Origin of the sequence: Gordonia sp. p3-SID1431, assembly GCF_025143765.1 — a bacterium.
GTDB classification, from domain to species: domain Bacteria; phylum Actinomycetota; class Actinomycetes; order Mycobacteriales; family Mycobacteriaceae; genus Gordonia; species Gordonia hongkongensis.
Map to the genome: position 1 here is coordinate 1 of NZ_JAMBDT010000095.1, position 20265 is coordinate 20265.

At 68.8% G+C, this 20265-nt stretch carries 14 protein-coding genes; 6 read left to right on the forward strand and 8 right to left on the reverse strand.

Translation table 11 applies throughout. The features are described 5' to 3' along the window. On the forward strand, window positions 1-820 hold an 820-nt coding region (locus M4D77_RS19395; RefSeq protein WP_259937058.1), incomplete at its 5' end, for a nucleotide sugar dehydrogenase. Window positions 821-915: 95 nt separating this feature from the next. Further along, complete coding sequence (locus M4D77_RS19400; protein WP_259937059.1) at window positions 916-2454, forward strand: hypothetical protein; 1539 nt, start codon at window positions 916-918, stop codon at window positions 2452-2454. Between the two features lie 34 nt (window positions 2455-2488). Here the strand turns inward: M4D77_RS19400 and M4D77_RS19405 are convergent, their stop codons facing one another. Further along, window positions 2489-3079 (reverse strand): TetR/AcrR family transcriptional regulator, encoded by a 591-nt coding sequence (locus tag M4D77_RS19405; RefSeq protein ID WP_058249636.1) that lies wholly within the window; start codon window positions 3077-3079, stop codon window positions 2489-2491. 115 nt (window positions 3080-3194) lie between these two features. Between M4D77_RS19405 and M4D77_RS19410 the strand changes: the two genes are divergently transcribed. Then, window positions 3195-4874 carry a DHA2 family efflux MFS transporter permease subunit gene (locus M4D77_RS19410; RefSeq protein WP_259937061.1) on the forward strand — a complete coding sequence of 560 codons (1680 nt, stop codon included), beginning with the start codon at window positions 3195-3197 and terminating at the stop codon, window positions 4872-4874. Here M4D77_RS19410 and M4D77_RS19415 read toward each other — a convergent pair. From M4D77_RS19415 to M4D77_RS19440, 6 genes are all read right to left on the reverse strand, one after another. Continuing rightward, the gene (locus M4D77_RS19415; protein ID WP_259937063.1) at window positions 4836-5960 is read right to left on the reverse strand and encodes a PDR/VanB family oxidoreductase; all 1125 of its coding nucleotides are present in this window, start codon (window positions 5958-5960) and stop codon (window positions 4836-4838) included. The two genes, M4D77_RS19410 and M4D77_RS19415, sit on opposite strands and share 39 nt — an antisense overlap. A 22-nt stretch (window positions 5961-5982) precedes the next feature. Continuing rightward, entirely contained in the window at window positions 5983-6888 is a 906-nt protein-coding gene (locus tag M4D77_RS19420; RefSeq protein WP_247450354.1) for a metal-dependent hydrolase, read from the reverse strand. A 5-nt stretch (window positions 6889-6893) separates the two neighbouring features. Then, the gene (locus M4D77_RS19425) at window positions 6894-8675 is read right to left on the reverse strand and encodes an SDR family oxidoreductase (protein WP_259937065.1); all 1782 of its coding nucleotides are present in this window, start codon (window positions 8673-8675) and stop codon (window positions 6894-6896) included. 139 nt (window positions 8676-8814) lie between these two features. Then, window positions 8815-10068, reverse strand: a complete 1254-nt coding sequence (locus M4D77_RS19430; protein WP_259937067.1) for a pyridoxal phosphate-dependent aminotransferase — start codon at window positions 10066-10068, stop codon at window positions 8815-8817. Window positions 10069-10202: 134 nt separating this feature from the next. After that, complete coding sequence (locus M4D77_RS19435) at window positions 10203-13847, reverse strand: (Fe-S)-binding protein (RefSeq protein ID WP_259937069.1); 3645 nt, start codon at window positions 13845-13847, stop codon at window positions 10203-10205. A 229-nt stretch (window positions 13848-14076) separates the two neighbouring features. Beyond that, window positions 14077-15450, reverse strand: coding sequence for a wax ester/triacylglycerol synthase family O-acyltransferase (locus M4D77_RS19440; protein WP_058249642.1), 1374 nt, complete (start codon window positions 15448-15450; stop codon window positions 14077-14079). Between the two features lie 215 nt (window positions 15451-15665). Here M4D77_RS19440 and M4D77_RS19445 point away from each other — a divergent pair, with 215 nt between their 5' ends. Next, window positions 15666-16193, forward strand: a complete 528-nt coding sequence (locus M4D77_RS19445; RefSeq protein ID WP_259937077.1) for a vancomycin high temperature exclusion protein — start codon at window positions 15666-15668, stop codon at window positions 16191-16193. A gap of 28 nt (window positions 16194-16221) precedes the next feature. Here the strand turns inward: M4D77_RS19445 and M4D77_RS19450 are convergent, their stop codons facing one another. Further along, window positions 16222-18453 (reverse strand): acyltransferase family protein, encoded by a 2232-nt coding sequence (locus tag M4D77_RS19450; protein ID WP_259937071.1) that lies wholly within the window; start codon window positions 18451-18453, stop codon window positions 16222-16224. Between the two features lie 138 nt (window positions 18454-18591). Between M4D77_RS19450 and M4D77_RS19455 the strand changes: the two genes are divergently transcribed. Further along, on the forward strand, window positions 18592-19152 hold the full coding sequence (locus M4D77_RS19455; protein WP_259937073.1) for a dihydrofolate reductase family protein: 561 nt from the start codon (window positions 18592-18594) through the stop codon (window positions 19150-19152). Window positions 19153-19282: 130 nt separating this feature from the next. Further along, window positions 19283-20265: styrene monooxygenase/indole monooxygenase family protein (locus M4D77_RS19460; RefSeq protein ID WP_259937075.1), on the forward strand; the 983-nt coding region annotated here is incomplete at its 3' end.

Consider the following 20265-nt stretch of genomic DNA (forward strand, 5'->3'; position numbering starts at 1 on the left):
CGAGACCGGCGTGCCGCTGATCGAGACCGACTGGGCCACCGCCGAACTCGTGAAGGTCTCGGCGAACGCCTTTCTGGCCACCAAGATCTCGTTCATCAACGCGATCAGCGAACTGTGCGAGATCGCCGGCGCCGACATCAACACCCTCGCCGACGCGATCGGGCACGACCCGCGGATCGGACGCCGATTCCTCAACGCCGGTCTCGGTTTCGGCGGCGGTTGCCTGCCCAAGGACATCCGCGCCCTGACCGCGCGCGCCGACGACATGGGCGCCCCGCGGGCCGTCGGCTTCCTGCGGGAGGTCGACGCCATCAACATGCGTCGCCGGGGTGCGGCGGTGGAACTGGTCTTCGAGGCCCTCGGCGGCGAGGTCCTCGGGCGCAACGTCGCCGTCCTGGGCGCCGCCTTCAAACCGGAGAGCGACGACGTCCGTGACTCACCCGCGCTGACGGTGGCCAGCAGGCTGGCGCTCGAAGGGGCGTCGGTGACCGTCTTCGACCCGAAGGCGATGGACAACTCACGACGCGTCCACCCGAGCCTCGGCTACGCCACCTCGGCGCGCGACGCGTGCGACCGGGCCGACGTCGTCGTCATCGCCACCGAGTGGGCCGAGTTCGTGCACATGGCGCCCGAAGAACTCGAGGGCGTCGTCCGCGCCAAGCGCATCGTCGACGGTCGGCGCTGCCTCGACCCGCAGATGTGGCGCGACGCGGGTTGGGACTACCGCGCCCTGGGCGGCCCCGCTCCCACCCGCCCGGCGCCGCGAAACCACCCGTCCGAGCAGGTGAACGGATATGCGCCGGGGGCCACCGTCCGCTGAGTCGTGCTAGGTTGAGCTCGCGACTGTCCAGGAGGCACCTTCTCGCCGGTGGGGGACATGAGGCGAGGTGCACGTGAGGTGCAGGAAATAACCAGATGACCGACACGGTGGCCGATCCGGCCGTGACACCGACGTCTGCGCAGGCAGAGGTCACGGTCAGTGCTGCCGTCGTCGACGCCGTGCGCGCCGAACTCGCTGAGCGGTGGATCGCGCAGAACGCCGAGGTCGTGCTGTTCGATCTCGATCCGCGGGCGGGCGTCTCGGTGGGACGCCTGGACCCGACTCGAGGGACCGTCGCGGACTCCTACTCCGATTCCGGTCTCACCCTCGCCGTCCTGGATGAGGTGATTGCCGACCATCTCGTTCGGGTCGGGCGGGTGGCGGCACCGACCTCGCGCGAATGGCACGAGGAGGTCCTCGACCTCGTCACCCGCGGCCGCGAGCGGCTCCGCGAGTCCGACGGCACCTTCCTGATGGGCCGCGACCACATCCGGCTGTTCCGCATGGCGCGCCGCGACGTCGCCGAAGCCGGAGCCCCGCTGACCGCACGCGCCGAAGACCTCGCTCGCGCGGCGGTGTCCGGAGCCTCCGCCCCCGCGGTCGTGGTCGCCGATCGCGTGAGCGCATGGCCCGGCCTCCGGGACGCGATCGCGCGAGCCGTACCCGTGCCGGTCGTCGACGTCGATCCGTCGGGAAGCATCACTCGGCCCCCGGCGCACGGCGGACACGCGGCGGAACCGGAGGTACCGCACGCGATCGCAGTGTCCGGCGATGTGATCGAACCAGACGTGGGGGTGGCGACCCCGCCCGCCGAACAGGATGCGGTCCCGACCCGGTCGGATGACGGTTTCTCGGCTCCCGCCGAGATGGCTCCGCGTGGCGACGACCATACGCACGACACGCACGACACCCCCATCTTCGAGTCCGTCACTCAGTCGCCACCGGTGGTGGCCACGGCGTTCGGGGCGCTCGCTCCGTATGTTGCTGCCCCGGATGTCCCTCGCGCGCAGCCGCTTCGGGACGACCAGCAGTTCTCCGAGCTCTCTCCAGCCGGTCACGATCTGCGCACGCCGACGAATCCGGTTGCCGAGCCGCCGCCGTCGGCCGAGTCTGCGCCACGGTGGACGTCGGCGCACACGCCCACGCCGCCCGTCCGGTCCGGCGATGGGGACGTGAACGTCGATCCGATGGCCGGGTATTCGGCGGACACAGGGTCGGCCATCGGGGCTCCACCGCACTCCGACGTGTCCGTAGCAGGGCCGCATTCGGCCGGCGCGAGTCGACGACGGCGCGGAGGCAAGCGCGTTCTCGCCGCGGTGGCGCTGCTGTGCGCGGCGGCCGTCGTCGCGGTGGCCACGGCGTTGGCCGTCGGACACGATGAGGCGTCGCCGACCGTCGCCGCGCCTCTTCCCCAGCGCACCACCGCCACCCCGGAACCCGAATTCGCCGATCCCGCAATCTATGCCGAGGCCCGGCAACCGGCGCGCCGGTACACGACTCCGCCTCCGCCGGAGACGACGACGCCCTCCGCGGAGGAGCCTGCGCCCCGGCCTCGTCCCCGGTCGCGGACTCCGCGTCCGCCAGGCGGCGTGACGATCCCGCTTCCCGGTCTGCCGCCGATCGTCCTGCCCTGACGCACGAACCCGATGACCGTCCCCGAGCAGGGTCTCAGTCGCCGGGCCGGGGCGCCAGCGCGCGCGCCACGAAGTCGAGGACGTTCTCGTAGTTCGCCGATGCATCGACGTCGGGGTGATAGGCATGGGCGAGTTCGAGACTCACGGCGCCGTGAACGGCGGACCAGGTCTGCATGGCTTGTTCGACGGGATCGGCGGACAAGATGACCCCGGCCACCTGGCCGTACCGGATGGTGTCGACGAGGACCTCGAATGCGTTTGCGGCCACGTCGATCTCGGGCGTGCACTGCGCTGAGAACATCAGCCCGTAAAGCACCGGATTGGCGAGTGCGAACTTCCGGTACGCCACACCGGCGTTGCGCAGACGAGTCGCCGGATCGTCATCCCTCGTCGCAATCGCCCGTCCGAATTCGGCGTAACCGTCGGTGACCAGGGCGTCCAGCAGGCCGTCCCGGCCGTCGAAGTGGTTGTAGACGCCCATCGGGGCGACCTTCGCCTCACCGGCCACGGCCCGAACCGTCAGACCGGCCGTGCCATCGCGCTCGAGGATTGTGCGACCTGCCCGGAGCAGCGCGGATCGGACGTCGGCGCCTGCTGTACGCGTGCGCGGCTTCGCGGGAGACATGTTGACAACCTACTGGAACGGTGTTCTTCTTGAATAGAACACTGTTCTACAACGCTGGAACGTTGTTCTAGCGGATCGCCGAAACCGCTTGCGCCACTCGACCAGGAGAAGATCGATGCCAACCGAACGCACGCATGCTCGCTGGTGGGCGTTGGGCGCCCTCAGCTTCGCCGAACTACTCGTGATGATCGACAACACGATCGTCAACGTGGCCCTCCCGACGCTCGCCCGCGACCTCGGCGCCGGTATCTCGGGCCTGCAATGGATCGTCGACGCCTACACGCTCGTCTTCGCCGGCCTGCTGTTGACCGGCGGCTACCTCGGTGACCGGTTCGGGCACCGTCGGGTGCTCCTCACCGGCATCGGAGGTTTCATGCTGGTGTCGGTGCTGGCGGCGTCATCCCAGAACCTCGGGCAGCTCGTCGCCGGCCGTGCGGGGCTCGGGGTCTTCGCGGCGCTGGTCTTCCCCGCCACGCTCGCGATCATCACGACCATCTTCGTCGATGCCCGGGAACGCGCGATGGCTGTCGGGATCTGGGCGGCGGTCTCCGGAGTGGCGGTGGCCATCGGACCGGTTCTCGGCGGCTGGCTCCTCGAACACTTCTCGTGGACATCGGTGTTCTGGGTCAACGTCCCGTTCGGTGTGGTGGCCCTCGCGATGATCCTGGCGGTCGTACCCGGCACGCGACCGGTGTCGGTGCCCCGGTTCGACGCGCTCGGGGTCGTGCTCTCGATCGCCGGCCTGGGCCTGCTGACCTTCACCCTGATCGAGGCACCCCACGTCGGTTGGGCCACGGCGCGCACGGTAGTGGGTGTCGTTGTTGCAGTGGCCATCCTGGCGGTGTTCGTGGCCACACAGCTGCGGATCGCGCACCCCATCCTCGACGTCCGGCTCTTCGCCAACCGGCGCTTTGCGACCGCGGCCGGGATGATCAGCGTGGCGTTCTTCGCGCTCTTCGGCTTCATCTTCCTGATCACGCAGTTCTTCCAGGCGGTGAAGGGATACGGTCCGCTGGCGGCCGGTGTCCGTACCCTTCCGTTCGCGATCGTGATGGCGGCGCTGTCGCCGGTCGCGATGGCGCTGTCGCATCGTTTCGGGACCCGGGTGGTCTCGGTGATCGGGGCCTTCCTGATGTCCGGCGGGTTCGCGCTCGTCGAGCTCTCCGCGCGGGACTCCGGGTATTGGGAACTCATCATCTGGGCGATGTCGCTGATGGCGGCGGGTCTCGCCTTCATCTCCGGCCCGTGCACCCAGCTCATCATGGACGCGCTGCGTCCGGAACAGGCCGGCGCGGGCAGTGCGGTCAACGACACGACACGCGAGATCGGCGGGACGCTCGGTGTCGCGGTCCTCGGGTCGATCCTGACGTCCGCGTATGTCGCCGGGGTCGGGGACCGGCTGTCGGGCAGCGGGTTGCCGGCCGAGGCGGTCGACGCGGCGAAGCAATCGGTGATGGCCGGGGTCGGGGTGGCCGACCAGGCGCCGGGCGCGATCGGTGATGCGGTCCGGGTCGCGGTGCAGGATGCCTTCATGGTCGGGTTGCACGACGCGGTCTGGGCCGCGGTCGCCGTCACGGCGGTCGCGGGCGTCGCGGCGGCGTTCTTGTTGCGGGGGAGCGGGAACCCTTCGTGGCTCGTCGCTAGCGCTCCTCGCACCTCAGGGAGCGGAGGGGTTGTCGCCAGCGCTCCTCGCACCTCAGGGAGCGGAGGGGTTGTCGCCAGCGCTCCTCGCACCTCAGCTCAGGGGGCGAAAGCCTCAGAGGTCGAGGGTGAGGTTCCCGCCGGGACTGCGTGATACGCAGGTCAGCATGGTCCCGGCCGCGCGCTCGGGCTCGGTCAGGATGTTGTCGCGGTGGTCGACCTCGCCGGACAGCGTCCTGACCTTGCAGGTGCCGCAGAATCCCTGCCGGCACGAGTACGGTACCGACGGCACCACCCGGCGGATCGCGGCGAGCGCCGATTCGTCTGCGGCGACCGGGATCTCCTGACCGGTCGAGGCCAGCGTCACCGTGAACTCGGAGCCGTTCTCCACCGGCGGCGGGCTGAACCGCTCGTAGTGCAGCTCGATGTCGGCGCGTGTCGCGAGATGACGGCGAAGCCCCTCCAGCATGGGAACCGGGCCGCAACAATAGACGGCGAGGTCGGCGGGAGCGTCGACGGGACCGACCAGATCGGCCATGCTCGGCAGTCCGTGGACGTCGTCGGTCCGGATGGTGACGCGGTCGCCGAACGCTGCCACCTCGTCGAGGAACGGGATCGACTCGGCGGTGCGGCCGGTGTAGATCATCGACCAGTCCAGCCCGAAGCGTTCGGCCGTGGCGAGCATCGGCAGGATCGGGGTGATGCCGATGCCGGCCGCGACGAAGCGGATTCGGCGCGCAGGTGATCCGTGGCCGGGGACCGCGAACGGAAAGGCGTTGCGGGGACCCTTGATCGAGAAGACGTCGCCGATACGCAACGAGTCGTGGACCTCGACCGAACCGCCACCGCCGTCGGGAATCCGGCGCACCGCGATCCGGTAGTGCTCCCGATCCGCGGTGTCACCGCACAGCGAGTACTCCCGCATGCGTCCCGACGGCAACAACAGATCGATGTGCGCCCCGGCATGCCAGTTCGGCAGCGCGCCATCGTCCGCGGCGGCGAGGGTGAGCGCGATGACGTTCTCGTCGCGCGCGACCACCTCGCGTTCGACGATCCGGACCCGGGTGGCCCCGTCGCGCACCGCACCTCGGCGCAGCGGTGACAGCGGCCGCCAGACCGGCCACCACGCCCGGAACATCATGGTGCCGACGGTGAGCAGCGGGTCATGCCGCCATCGGCCGTGCAGGTGGGGCGGTGGTTGCGTGAGCGTTGTCGAATGCGGATGCGCGCGTTGGTTCATGACCCTGCTCTCCCGTCCGCACTCACGCCGCGTTGCGCGCGGCCGGCGAGCTCGCGAGATAGGCGACCGCCTGTGCGGTGCTGCCGATGTCCTCCGGCCGGAACCCGGGCCGGAAGTAGCTGAAGGTGGCGAAGACGATCGTCCGCATCTTCGGGAGCACGCCGGCCCGCACCCCACGGTGGTAATGCCAGGTCTTCTGGAAGTAGTTGTACGACAACGACCTGTCCTGGCCCATGATGAATCGGTAACCCCGCTGGATGAGGATCAACAGGATCGGCAGCACCACGAACATCGCCCGGCCGCGACGCAGATATCCGTCGCCGAAGTACGCGGCGACATCGTGTGCGACGGCCCGGTGCTCCACCTCCTCGGCGCCATGCCACATGAACAGGTCGGTCATCGTGGGGTGCGCCCCGACCCGGGTCCAGGTGTTGTTCAGCGCGAAGTCGCCGAGGATGGCGGTGTAGTGCTCCAAAGCCGCGATGAGCCAGAGGCGTTCGACGAGATGCTTGTCGCGGGCCTCCTGGGTGCCACCCTCCAGCGGGCCGAGCACCTTGCGGAAGATCCACTCCATCTGTAGCTGGTAGGGCCGCGGGTCGATGCCGTGGTGATCGAGGAACTCCCACAGGACGTGATCGTGGGCCTCGGCGTGCATCGCCTCCTGGCCGATGAATCCTCGCATGCGAGAGGCGAGTTCCTCGTCGTCGACCAGCGGAAGGGCCTCGTTGTAGGTCTGCACGAACCACCGCTCGCCCTCCGGGAGCAGGAGATTGAGCACGCTGATGAAGTTCGACGCGACCGGGTGGCCGGGTATCCAGTGGAGCGGGACATCGTCCCAGTCGAACGCCACGTTGCGGGCGTGCAGCTCGACGGGCCCCGGATCGGCCGACGAAGCGTCCCCCGGTGCACGATTGTCGTTGTGCGTCATGGCGTTCACCCCGTGATGTTCTGACGGGCGCCGATGCGCGACAGCCACGGCGCGAAGCGGTAGATCCGGTATCCCACCTTCGCCTCCACGGTCACCGGCACCACCGCCTTGTTGTGCTCGATGGCAGCGACGATCTCACCGGCGACCCGGTCCGGAGTGAATCCCCGGCGCTGGTAGAACCGGTCGAGCCGATCGCGGCGGGCCTGTTCGGCGTCGGCGTCGAGGCCGGCGATCGGCGTCGAGGAGACGATGTTGGTGTCGACGAGTCCGGGACAGATCGCGCTGACGCCGATGCGGTGTTCGGCGAGCTCGGCGCGGAGCGACTCGGAGAAGAGGAGTACCCCCGCTTTCGACGCCGAGTACAGGCCGAGGCTGCGTGACGGCGTGAACGCCGCGGCCGACGCGATGTTGACGATGTGCCCGCCGACCCCGCGCTCGACCATCTGCCGGCCGAACTCCCGGCTGCCGGTGACGACGCCGCGCAGGTTGACGTCGAGGAGCCGGTCGACCTGCTCGTCGGTGGCCGCCAACACCCCACCGGCCAAACCGATTCCGGCGTTGTTGACCACGATGTCGGGAATGCCGTGGGCCTCTCGGACGCGAGCGGCGAAGGTGGTGAACTCGGCGGTGTCGGAGACGTCGAGGAGGTAGGCGTGTGCGGCCGACCCCGCGGCCTTGCAGGCGCGGGCGGTCTCGTCGGCGGACGCGAGGTCGAGGTCGGCCAGGACGAGCTCGCACCCGCGTTCGGCCAATGCCAGGGCCGTCTCGCGTCCGATGCCGCTGCCCGCGCCGGTGATCACGACGAGTTTGCCCGCCAGCGGTTTCGGTTCGGTGAACAGGCGTGCCCGCTCGATGACCGGGGCCGGGGCCCCACTGTTGGTCTGCACCGCAAGGAAATCCAGGACGAGATCGGTCAGATAGTCGGGGTGGGTGTAGGGCAGCCAATGTCCGGTCGGGGTGTCGCGGCGCCAGAGTTTCGCGACGTACGTCGGCGTGATGTCGTAGATGGCCGGCCGCAGCGCGATGTCGCGTTCGTTGACCACCTGGAGCACCGGCACCGTGGTGGTCCGCGGATCGGGCCGCAGGAGTTTGGCGCGGATGTTCGCGCGGTACAGGGCGAGGCCGGTCACCATGTCGCGGCGCAACGAGTCGGCGACGTCGACGTTCTCCGGTGGCGTTCCTTCGACTGCGCGCAGGAACTGTTTCCACACCGCCGGATTGCCCATCGCGCGCAACAACACGTTGGGGAGCACCGGAAGCTGGAACAGGCCTGTGTAGGCCGACGACATCGACTGCGCGAGCACATTGCGCAGGTGTCGAGGGGTGGGGCTGGCGACCTGATCGCGGACGAACTGACCGAGGTGGTCGAGGTTGGGGCCGGACACCGAGACGAATGAGGCGATGCGGGCGTTGGCGCGCGGGCGGCTGACGGCCTCCCATGTCTGCACCGATCCCCAGTCGTGTGCCACCACGTGTACGGCGTCGTCGGGACTCACCGACTCCGCGACCGCGTACAGGTCGTCGGCGAGCTCGTCGAGGCGGTAGGCGGCGACCCGCCGGGGGCGGTCGCTCTCGCCGAAGCCGCGGCAGTCATAGGCGACCACGTGATACTGCTCCGCCAGCCGCGGCGCGATGTGGGTCCACAGGTGGTGGGTGTCCGGCCAGCCGTGCACCAGCAGCACCGTCGGTTTCGACGGATCGCCCAGCTCGTAGGTGGCCAGCCGGATTCCGTTGTTGCTGACGGTCCCCGGACTCCACTCGGGTCGTCGAATCGCCTGTTGAGCCATCTGTCACCTCGTTGTGTGTGCTCCGCCGATGGAGGTACACGTTACCAACGGTTACACAAATGTCCAGACCCCGGCAAAGCAGCGAGGGCCCGGTCGGATGACCGGGCCCTCACCAGGGACTTCGCGGAACTCCGCGGGATCACTGTCGATACGACGACAGGAAGTTGCCGATCCGCTCCACGGCCTCAGTCAGATCCCGGGACCACGGCAGCGTGACGATGCGGAAGTGGTTGTGGTCGTCGAGGTTGAACCCCGTCCCCTGGACGACGAGGATCTTCTCCTGCAGGAGCAGGTCCTGGACGAACAGTTCGTCGTTGTGGATCTCGTAGACCTCGGGATCGAGGCGGGGGAAGGCGTACAGCGCGCCCTTGGGCTTGACGCAGCTGACCCCGGGGATCTCGTTCAGCTTCTCCCAGGTCACGTTCCGCTGTTCGTACAACCGGCCGCCAGGGGAGACGAGGGCCTCGATGGACTGGTAACCGCCGAGGGCCACCTGGATCGCGTGCTGGCCCGGCACGTTGGCGCACAGGCGCGTCGATGCCAAAATGCCCATGCCCTCGATGAACCCGCGCGCGTGGTCCTTCGGTCCGGTCATCACGACCCACCCGGCGCGGTAGCCGCAGACGCGGTACGCCTTCGACAGGCCGTTGAAGGTGAGGCACAACAGATCCGGCGCCAGCGAGGCCACGTTCACATGCTCGGCGTCGTCGTAGATGATCTTGTCGTAGATCTCGTCGGCGAGGATCAGCAGCGAGTGCTCGCGGGCGAGTTCGACGAGCTGCTCGAGGACCTCGCGGGAGTAGACCGCGCCGGTCGGATTGTTCGGGTTGATGATGACGATCGCCTTGGTGCGGTCGGTGATCTTCGCGGCGATGTCGGCGACGTCGGGGTTCCACCCGTTCTCCTCGTCGCAGCGGTAGTGCACGGGCTGCCCGCCGGACAGCGAGGTCATCGCGGTCCACAGCGGGTAGTCGGGCGCCGGGATCAGGACCTCGTCGCCGTCGTTCAGCAGCGCCTGCATCGTCATGGTGATGAGCTCGGAGACGCCGTTGCCCAGGATGACGTCGTCGACGTCGAAGTAGGGGAAGTCGGGGATGAGCTCGTAGCGGGTCACCACGGCACGACGCGCGGAGAGCACACCGGCCGACTCGGAGTAGCCCTGCGCGTAGGGGAGGGCGTGGATCATGTCGCGCATGATCACGTCGGGGGCCTCGAAGCCGAACAGCGCCGGGTTGCCGATGTTCAGCTTGAGGATTCGATGGCCCTCCGCCTCGAGCCGCTGCGCGTGCGCGTGGACGGGACCGCGGATCTCGTAGCACACGTTCTGCAGCTTGAGCGACTGCTCGAGCGGCTTGAGGTTCTGGTTGAGGTGCGAAACATGGGGCCTACTCACGGGTACATTGTCGCAGCCGGTGGCAAATGCGTTTCTGGCGCGTGTCGAAGCGGAGGTCACCTGAAACGAGAGATGTCGCCTTTCGTGGCGGTGGGCGCCATGAAAGACGACATCTGTCTGCCTTGCTGAGCGATCTACTTGTGGCCGGGCCGCTTCTTGCCGGCCGCGATGCCGAAGCCCTTGGCCTTCGACGCCCCGGTCTCGGCGACCGTGCGAGCCGCGGACGAGCCGTTGCTCGACGCCGCAGGCGCCGCCTCCGTGTCGGTGTCACCTGCGTCGCCCGTGCTCTCGACCTCGGCTGCACCCGCGTCGTCGGCCTCGGTCGCCGGGGCCTCCTCGGCTGAGGTCTCCTCGGCCTGCGGGGCCTCGGGTTCCGACGCCGGTTCCGGCTCGGGGGCCGCTTTTGGAGCCGGAGCAGCTGCCGGTGCGGCCTTGCTCGCGCCGCCCGGTCGCTTCTTGCCCGCGGCCATGCCGAAGCCCTTGGCCTTGGCCGGCTTCTCCTCGGTCAGCACGGCGGCGGAACCGCCCTGCGGCGCCTCGGCGGCTGGAGTCTCAGCAGCCGGGGCCTCGGCGGCCGGTGCCTCGGCGGTCTCGGCCGGTTCGACGTCCGTCTCGGGAGCGGGGGCGTCCGCAGCCTCGGCAGGTGCCGCGGCCTTGCCGATACCACCGGGCCGCTTCTTGCCCGCGGACATCCCGAAGCCCTTGGCCTTGCCGGGCTTCTCTTCCGTTGCGGCAGCAACAGGTGATTCCGTCGCCGATCCCGCGGTAGCCGATCCGGCGGTAGCCGACTCCGCTGTCGTCGTTCCCGCTGTCGCCGAGGCCGATTCCGTGTCCACGGTCGGGGCGGCGTCCGGGGCCGATTCGCTCTCGTCGACCTTGCTCTCGGCGGGCGCGGTCACCCCGGCGGCGGGGGCCGCCGCGTTGGTGGTCTTCTGACCCGGGCGCTTGGCCTTGCCCATGCCGAAGCCCTTGGATGCGGGCTTCCTCTCGGCCTGCGGCGTCTCGGTGGTGGCCTCGGCGACCTCCTCCTTGACCGCCTCGGACGACTCGGTCTCGGCCGGCACCGGCTCGGCGGTACCACCGGCGGGCTTGCTCGCGGCACCGGGACGCTTGGCGCCGCCCTTCATGCCGAAGCCCTTGGCTGCCGGCTTCTTCTCGGCGGGTGCCTCGGCTGCGGTCTCGGCGGCTGCCTGCTCCGGGGCGGCCGACGCCGCTGCGGCACCGGGCTTCTTGCCGCCCTTCATGCCGAAGCCCTTCGATGCCGGCTTCTTCTCGGCGGGTGCCTTCTCGGCGGGTGCTTCCGGTGCCGCGGTCTTGGCCGCCGCGCCCGGCTTCTTGCCGCCCTTCATGCCCAGGCCGACCTTCGGCTTCGGCGCGGCCTCCGTGGTCGCGGCCGACGCAGTCGCCGCCGCGGGCACCTTCTCGGGCTCGGGTTCCGGCTCCGGCTCGGCGAGCGTGGGACGCGGTCCGAGGAACCGGCCGCCGAGCTTGACCTCGGTCCGGTCGCGCTTCACCGACTCGAGCAGCAACTGCGCGACGTCGACGACCTCGACCTTGCCCTCGGACTCGGTACCGCTCGTCCGGGCGGTCACACCGTCGGTGAGCATGACGCGGCAGAACGGACAGCCGGTCGCGACCTTCTTGACCTGATCGCCGGTGGTATCGCCGAGAGTATCGAGCGCCTCGTCGACCCGGTCGATGTTGATCCGCTTGCCGATCTGCTCTTCCATCCACATGCGGGCACCGCCGGCACCACAGCACATGGACCGTTCGCCGTGGCGGGGCATCTCGGTGAGCGTCGAACCGGCCGCACCCATCAACTCACGCGGGGCGTCGTAGACCTTGTTGTGGCGGCCCAGGTAGCACGGGTCGTGGTAGGTGACGCCCTCGCCGAGCGGTGCGACCGGAACGAGCCGCTTCTCGCGCACGAGACGGTTCAGCAGCTGGGTGTGGTGGACGACCTCGTACTTCGCGCCCAGCTGCGGGTACTCGTTGCCCAGTGCGTTGAAGCAGTGCGCACAGGTGACGACGACCTTCTTGCGCTGCTCGGGCGCGGTCGCGAAGACCTCGCCGAGCATCTCGATGTTCTGCTGCGCGAGCATCTGGAAGAGGAACTCGTTGCCGGCACGTCGTGCGGAGTCACCGGTACAGGTCTCGCCCTCGCCGAGGACCATGAAGTTCACCGCGGCCATGTCGAGGAGCTCGGCGACGGCTTTGGTGGTCTTCTTGGCGCGGTCCTCGTAAGCACCGGCACAGCCGACCCAGAACAGGTACTCGAAGCCCTCGAACGACTCGACGTCCTTGCCGAAGACCGGGATCTCGATGTCCATCTCGTCGATCCAGGCGGTGCGCGCGGAGGCGTTCTGGCCCCACGGGTTGCCCTTGTTCTCGAGGTTCTTGAACATGCCGGCCAGCTCGGTCGGGAAGTCCGACTCGATCAGGACCTGGTAGCGGCGCATGTCGAGGATGTGGTCGACGTGCTCGATGTCGACCGGGCACTGCTCGACGCAGGCACCGCAGGTGGTGCAGCTCCACAGGGTCTCGGTGTCGATGACGGCACCGAGCGCCTCGGGATCGAACTCACCCTCCACGGCTTCGACGACCTGACCGCCGCCGAGATCGCCCTTCGATTCACCGACGAGCTTGCGGGCCGCCTCGGCGCGCGCCGACTCGGGGATCGCGTTGAGTTTGTCCTCGAGGACGTTTCCGTCGGCGTCGACGAGGCCTACCTCGTCGCCGCCCATGTCCTTGCGGCCACCGGCGAGCAGGTACGGGGCCTTGGCATTGCCGTGGTCGCGCAGCGACATGATCAGCAGCTTCGGGCTCAGCGGCTTGCCGGTGTTCCACGCCGGACACTGCGACTGGCAGCGACCACACTCGGTACACGTGGTGAAGTCGAGCCAGCCCTTCCACGAGAAGTCCTCGATCTTGCCGGCGCCGAACGCGTCGACATCGGGATCGGCGGTCTCCATGTCGAGGACCTTGCCCTGGCTCATCATCGGCTTCGCGGCACCGAGGGCGACGCCGCCGTCCTGCTCGCGCTTGAAGTAGATGTTGAAGAAGGCCGAGAAACGGTGCCAGGCAACGCCCCAGCTGATGTTCATGCCGACCATCGCCAGCCAGACCATGCCGCTCATCAGCTTGATCACGGCGAAGATCGACACCAGGGTCGGCGAGGCCGGGAGGATCTTCGCGACCTGCATGGTGAAGAAGTCGGAGTAGGCGTTCGCGTGGCCGTAGGTCGCGATCTTCGACGCCTTGACCAGGATCATGCCCAGGCCCTCGAGCAGCACGATGACCTCGACGAAGTAGGCCGGTCCGAAGCGCGAACCGCCGAAGCGCGACAACCGCTCGGGGACGCGCGGGTGGTTGAGCTGGCGGATCACGATCAGCACGATGATGCCGACGACGGTGGCGATGCCGAGGAGTTCGTCCCAGAGGTGCCACGCGAAGGTGTCACCGAAGACGGGCCAGTGGAACTCCGGGTTGATGGACTGTCCGTAGGCCTCGAACCACAGCAGGAATCCGCCGAGGAAGCCGACCATCACGAGCCAGTGCGCCCAGCCGACGGTGCGGAACTTCACCATGCGCGTGTGGACGATGAATTCCTTCATCATCGTCAGGAAGCGCGGGAGGATGGGCCAGAAGCGGGAGCTGTCGACCTTGTGCCCGAGCTTGATGGTGCGGAAGATCCGCACCACGCCACCGAGGAACAGGTACCAGCAGAGGAGGCTGATCACCGCGGCTGTCGTGCCGATGGCAATCGTCGTGGTAGTCACGGGCGCGTACCGGCCTTTCGTCTAGGTCGTCCGCCCCCGGTCGCGGAACGCGAGGCTGGGTACCACGGGGCGGTGTACTACAGGTAACCGTAATTCGTTGCGCCACCGGCGCGCTGCCAAGGCTGGCCTAATTACGCTGGTCTACCTCATATCCGATGATACTCGCGAGTAACTTACTGTCGAGTCAGGGTGTCCGAGGCCACGTCCGGGCCGCGGGTGCCCGGAGACGTCACCGGGTTCGCGCGACCTTCTCGAGTTCTTCCAGCGCCGTGTCGAGGTGCGTGAGCAGGCGTTGCAGGCTCGGGAGCTGGGCCCGGGCGCCGATCAGCCCGAAGTTGATGTGCTCGGCAGTGCTGGTCACGGTGATGTTGAGCGCGAGGCCCTGCGTCGGGATGGAGACCGGGTACACGCCGTCGAGGCGGGCGCCGTTCCAGTACAGGTGCTTCGACGGCCCGGGGACGTTGCTGATGATGATGTTGAACTGCGGGGGGACGTACTGGACGAAGCCGGGCACGGTCGCGAAGGCGAGCGGCGCGAAATTCGCCGCGCCCAGCGCGAGGGCCTGCAGCGGACGAAGGCCCCGGACCACCGACTTGCTATGGCGCGCCGACTCGACGAGTTTGTCCAGGCGGCGTTCGGGATCCGGCTCATCGGTCGCGAGACTCACCAGGATGGCGGTCACCGCGTTGCCGTCGTCATCGCCGTCGGTGTGCATCGACACCGGCACCGCCGCGATGAGCGGGGCGTCGGGCAGGGCGTCCTGGTCGATGAGGTACGACCGCAGGGCTCCTGAACACATCGCGACGATCACGTCGTTGAGGGTGATGTTCCGGGCATCGGCCACTGCCCGAAGACGGTCGATCTCCCACTGCTGCGAGGCGAATCGGCGGGCGCTCCCGATCGCGACGTCGAGAATCGTGCGCGGGGCCCGTCCAAGTGGGGCGACGAACTCCGGGTCGCGGAGGCCGGCCACCGCGACCTTCGCGGCCGCGGGCCCGAGGCCGGCGACCTGGCCTGCCACGTTCGCCAGGCCGGACACCCGGCTGCGCAGACTCGGCGAGGGGCGCGGGGGTCGACGCTCGACCAGCGCCGGGTCCCAGGGTGCAGTACCCGACCGGTCGTCAGGGTCGTCGGACAAGGTCCGCTGGAGCAGGCGCAACGCGGAGACGCCGTCGACGACGGAGTGGTGGATCTTGCTGTAGAGCGCCACCCGGCCGTCGTCGAGACCCTCGATGACGTGGATCTCCCACATCGGTCGGAACCGGTCCATCAGGGCCCCATGGTTGAGGGAGACGTATCGCAGCAACTCGCGGACGCGGCCGGGGCGGGGGAGCACAGTCCGGCGGACGTGGTAGTCGAAGTCGATCTCGTCGTCGAAGGACCACGCCACGTTGCCCAGCAGGGTCACCGGTACCGCCGGCCGCTTGCGGAAGGTCGGATGGACTTCGGTGCAGCCGCAGAACGCCTCGATGATCTCTTCGGCGAGTTCGCTCGACGACTGGCCCTCGCGCGGTACGAACAGTTGGAGTCCGCCCACGTGCATGGGCTGCTCCCGCGTCTCGGCGAGGAGGAACATCGACGAGGTGACCGGCATGTACGGCATCGCACCATCACTTTCACACCACGAAATGGATGCGCGCACAGGCTGAGCGCGACCGAGGTCCCCTCAGTATCACGGGGCGACTGCCGGGTCGGGGCTCGAATGGGCATGTTGGGAGTCGGTCCCCCTACGTTGTAGGGGTGAGGTCAGGTGCTCGTCTCGTCGTACCGGTGCTGCTGGTGCTGGTCGAACTGTGGATCACCCTGGCCGTCACCTGGATGTACTTCTCGTCGGTCGGCAGGATCGACGACGCGACGGCGCCCGCCCACCGGCCCACGCTGCTGGTGTTGGGTTCCCTCGTCTACGACGACGGCTCGCCCGGCGACTACGTGCGAGGCCGGCTCGACACGGCGCTCGAGCTGTACCGGTCCGGGGGAGTGGACCGGATCATCAATTCGGGCAACGGTTCCGACGAGGTGGGAAACGAACCCGCGGTGATGCGAAGCTATCTCGAAGAACGTGGGGTCCGCCCGCGGGTGATCACCGACGACCCGGCCGGTCTCGACACCGCGGCGAGCTGCCGGCGCGCCCGCGAGGTGTTCGGTGTCGACGAGGTGGTCATCGTGACGCAGGGTTTCCACCTGCGCCGTGCCATCGCGTTGTGCCGCGACCAGGGCGTCGACGCGCGCGGTGTCGCGGCCCGATGTGACTGTCCCGCCTGGACTCTCGCCCGGAACCACGTCCGCGAGACGGTGTTCGCCGGGCCGCGGGCGGTGCTGACGGCGGTCACATCTCCCGCTCCCTGAGGAGCGAGCTTGCGAGCGTCACGAAGGGTCACCACCAGCCCAGCGACCGCTGGAGATCGGCTTCGACGGCGGGGATGAGGCTGCGGACGAAGGTCGCCGAGAGGTGGTGGAAGTCGTGCCACACCAGGATGTTCCCGACGACCGCGGGGCAGTACTCGTCGTCGCACATGGCGTCGGTGTAGTCGAGGAAGCTCATGTTGGGGAACTCGCCGGCGAGTGCGGCGGCGGGGTCGGCCGGCGCCATCGCCTGAGCGCGGGGCACGCCGCACACCTCGGGTTTGCGTCCACTGGCGAGACACTCCGGCGGCTTGAGTTGTCCGGTCGCCCAGGGGTTGTCGCGGACCGCGACGACCCGCTGCCCGCGGTCGCGGAACTCGGAGAAGATCTCTTCGTAGTCCTTGGGGACGTAGTCGCCGTCGCCCGATTCGACGGGCCGGGTGCTGTTGGTGAACACGACATCCGGCTTGTCGACGGCGAGCCGCTCCATGACGCGACGCGACCAGTCATTGCACTGGTAGTACTTCTGGCCGAACCACGTGAACACGTGCTCGGTCGTGAGGGCGCACCCGACCTTGAGGTAGGTGGTCACGCGGAAGTCGTGGCGCTTGCCGATGGCGTCGAGCGCGGTGATCCACTGTTCCGCATGCGAACCGCCGACCAGCGCGATGGTTCGGGTGGCGTTCACGTTGCCGTAGTACCCGACTTTGATGGACGGGTCCTTCCAGCCGCTGATGATCGAGTCGTAGGAGGTGATCGGCCAGTCCATGTCGACGACATCGGGACTCGGTTGTGCGGTCACGTTCGGTACCGGAGCGCCGTCGAGGAAGGCCCGCGCCCCCGGGTACAGCCGTGGGTCGAGGTTCTGGGTGTCGAGGGTGGCATTGGCGGCGTCGCGCTGCCAGGTCACCGCGGCGGCGCCGGCCGCGACGCTGATGACGACCAGCACCGCGACGAGGGCGCGCCGGTAGCCTCTGGTCTTCTCGAACGGCGGCCGCGCGACCGCGCCATCGGCATCGGGCGGCACCGGGGACTGCTTCCGCTTCGCCGACCCCGCACGCAGCGGCGCTTCGACGTACTTCGTGGTCAGCCAGGCGAGCAGCACGGACACGGCCAGGATGGCGGTGCCCTCGAACCACGAGACATCGTCCTGATAGCGCCACGCCAGGTAGAAGATGAGCAGCGGCCAGTGCCACAGGTACAGCGCGTAGGCGATCGAGCCCAGCCACACCAGCCGGGGATGGGCGAGACCGCGGCTCACCCCGGATCGGATCGAGGTCTGGCCGGACGCCGTCTTCTGATCGACGGGGGCCTGATCGATGGGGGCGGTCTGCGACGAGCCGACCCAGATGAGGATCAGCGTCGCGCCCACGGGGACGAGCGCCCACGCCGCGGGGTATTCCTGGACGCCGGCGATCCACCAACCACACGTCACGATGAGGCCCAGGGCCACGAGTCCCAGTAGGTCACGCACCCGCTGCGACAGCGCGATGCGCGGCATCCACACCGCGAGGAGTCCGCCCACGAGCGGTTCCCACAGACGGGCCACGGTGTCGTAGTAGGTGAAGGGCTGGTTGATCCCGTGGCGGTAGTTGGCCCACGCGAAGGAGCCCAATGCGACGACGCCGAGCGCGATCCCGACGACTCCACGGACCACCTTGGGGTCGGCGAAGAATGCGGATCGCCGGCCGAGCGCACGCAGCACCGCGCCCAGTGCCAGCGCGCAGACGAGGGTGAGGACGAAGAACTGGCCCTGCATCGACATCGACCAGAGATGCTGCATCGGGCTGTTCGCGGAGTCGGCGGCCGCGTAGTCCTGCGACTCGAACGCGAGGTGCCAGTTCTGGTAGTACAGCGCACTGGCCTGCAGTTCGGCCCCGAGCGGTCCCCAACGCGTCGTCGGCATGATCAGCGCGATCAGTCCGGCGGTGACCGCGAGCACCAGCAGCAGAGCGGGCAGCAACCGGCGCAGGAGCCGGGAGAACCGCGGCCACGGATTGATCGCCGCGCCCCAGGAACTCGTCGCGGGCTGGGTCGCCAGGACGTGCTTGAGCAGAGACGCGACGAAAAAGTAGCCGGACAGGGTCAGGAAGACGTCGACGCCCCCGGACACCCGGCCGAACCAGACGTGGAAGATCGCGACCAGCGCGATCGCGATGCCGCGCAGGCCGTCGAGGTCCAACCGGTACCCGGACGTGTTGCCGGTCGCGGCGTCCTCGTTCGGGGTTGCGACGGGTGTCGCATCGGTCAGGGGCGTACGCACAGAGGGCGATGGTACTTGCCCGCACCTGAGGGAAGCCTGGCACGAGCGGGGTGTCGTCGGACCTCACCGCAGACTCATGGGTTCACCTGCTGCGTCGGAGTCCGCGACTGTGGCGGCGAGGCGTCGTAACATCCCCACATGCTGCTTCTGTCGATGGGCGTCTCGGTGGACGGCTTCATCTCCGACCGCGACGGCAACTTCAACTGGTCGGTCCCCTCTGACGATCTGTTCGCGTTCCACACCGAACGGGTCGGCGAGCTCGGCGCGTTCGTGTGCGGCCGCCGGCTCTACGAGACGATGCTGGTCTGGGAGACCGACCCGCGGATGCGTGAGAACGACGCGGATGCCGCGTTCGCCGACCTCTGGTCGGCGCTGCCCAAGGTGGTCTTCAGCCGCACCCTCACGTCGGTTGAGGGCAACGCGCGGTTGGCGCAGGGATCGCTGGCCGACGAGCTCACCGCGGTGCTGGACTCGACCGACGGCGACGTGGAGATCGGCGGCGCCGACTTGGCCCGGCAGGCAATCGAACTCGGATTCGTCGACGAGTTCCGCATCTTCCGCTACCCGGTCCTCGTCGGTGGCGGTACCCCGTTGCTGCCGCCGGTCGCCGACACGATCCGGCTGTCGCTCGCCGAGACCCGGACCTACGGAGGACAGGTGATCTACGAGCGGTACCGCCGGGTTCGCGACGACGCCTAGCGCGTTCCCCACCCGAGCGGCACCGAAGCGCCGATTCGTTCTCGGTGCGTCTAACCCTTCAGCCACACCGATCGCCCCGGCACCCTGTCGAGCAGTCATTTCCACGCCGACAACCAGGGGAGATCCATTCATGACAGCACGACGATCGGTCGCGATCATCGGGGCCGGGCTGGCCGGGACCAGCGCCGCCCTCGGCTTCCTCGACGCCGGGTTCGACGTCACGCTCTACAGCGACCGGGACCGCGAGTCGTTGCGCGACAAGGTGCCGCCGACCGGTGTCGGTGTCCTGTTCGGTAAGTCCCGCGAATGGGATGCCGAGATCATCGAGGACCTGTACGAGGTCAGCAACACCACCGGCATCAGCGCCCGGTTGTACTCCGGCAGCGGCGACGAACGCGCCGCGGTCCTCGAGTTCAACCCGGACTACGGCTACGTCGCCCAGGCCGTCGACCTCCGCCTCCGCGCCGACGACCGGCTCGCCCGGTTCCTCGACCGCGGCGGCCGATTCGAGGTCGGACAGGTCGGCCTCGACCGTCTCGACGCGATCGCCGCCGACGCCGACATCACCCTCGTCGCCACCGGCAAGGGCGGACTGTCGACGCTGTTCCCGGTCGACGAGTCGCGCACGCATTACCGGGAACCGCAGCGTCGTCTGCTGCAGGTCACCCTGACCGGCGTCGACCACGGCCCGGAGTCCTTCGCCTACCGCAGCAGCGCGGGCGGCGACCACTCGCTGTTCAACCTGGATGCGCAGAACGGTGAGATCTTCGTCGGACCGTTCCTGCACAAGGACGCCGGCCCGACGTGGTCGTTCATCGTCTTCGCCAAGCCCGACGGCGCGTGGGCCGCCCGGATCGATGACGTCCACGACGCGGGCTCGGCCCGCCAGACCATCTCCGGCATCTTCGCCGAATACTTCCCGGAGGATGCGCCGGTCATCGACCGGCTGCAGGTCATCGAGTCCGATCCGGTGTCGTGGCTCAAGGGTGCGGTCACCCCGACCGTGCGGCAGGCCGTCGCCACCACCGCGGGTGGACATCCGGTCGCGGGGGGGGGGGGGCCCCCGCGCGCCCGCGCCCCCGGGGCGGGGGGGGGGGGGGCCCAGCCCCCCCC

Excerpts from the sequence above, each read along its gene's own strand:
- M4D77_RS19420 (WP_247450354.1), bottom strand. The coding sequence starts at position 6,888 with ATGACGCACAACGACAATCGTGCACCGGGGGACGCTTCGTCGGCCGAT.
- M4D77_RS19415 (WP_259937063.1), bottom strand. The coding sequence starts at position 5,960 with ATGAACCAACGCGCGCATCCGCATTCGACAACGCTCACGCAACCACCG.
- M4D77_RS19400 (WP_259937059.1), top strand. The coding sequence starts at position 916 with ATGACCGACACGGTGGCCGATCCGGCCGTGACACCGACGTCTGCGCAG.
- M4D77_RS19445 (WP_259937077.1), top strand. The coding sequence starts at position 15,666 with ATGTACTTCTCGTCGGTCGGCAGGATCGACGACGCGACGGCGCCCGCC.
- M4D77_RS19440 (WP_058249642.1), bottom strand. The coding sequence starts at position 15,450 with ATGCCGTACATGCCGGTCACCTCGTCGATGTTCCTCCTCGCCGAGACG.
- M4D77_RS19410 (WP_259937061.1), top strand. The coding sequence starts at position 3,195 with ATGCCAACCGAACGCACGCATGCTCGCTGGTGGGCGTTGGGCGCCCTC.
- M4D77_RS19425 (WP_259937065.1), bottom strand. The coding sequence starts at position 8,675 with ATGGCTCAACAGGCGATTCGACGACCCGAGTGGAGTCCGGGGACCGTC.
- M4D77_RS19405 (WP_058249636.1), bottom strand. The coding sequence starts at position 3,079 with ATGTCTCCCGCGAAGCCGCGCACGCGTACAGCAGGCGCCGACGTCCGA.
- M4D77_RS19455 (WP_259937073.1), top strand. The coding sequence starts at position 18,592 with ATGCTGCTTCTGTCGATGGGCGTCTCGGTGGACGGCTTCATCTCCGAC.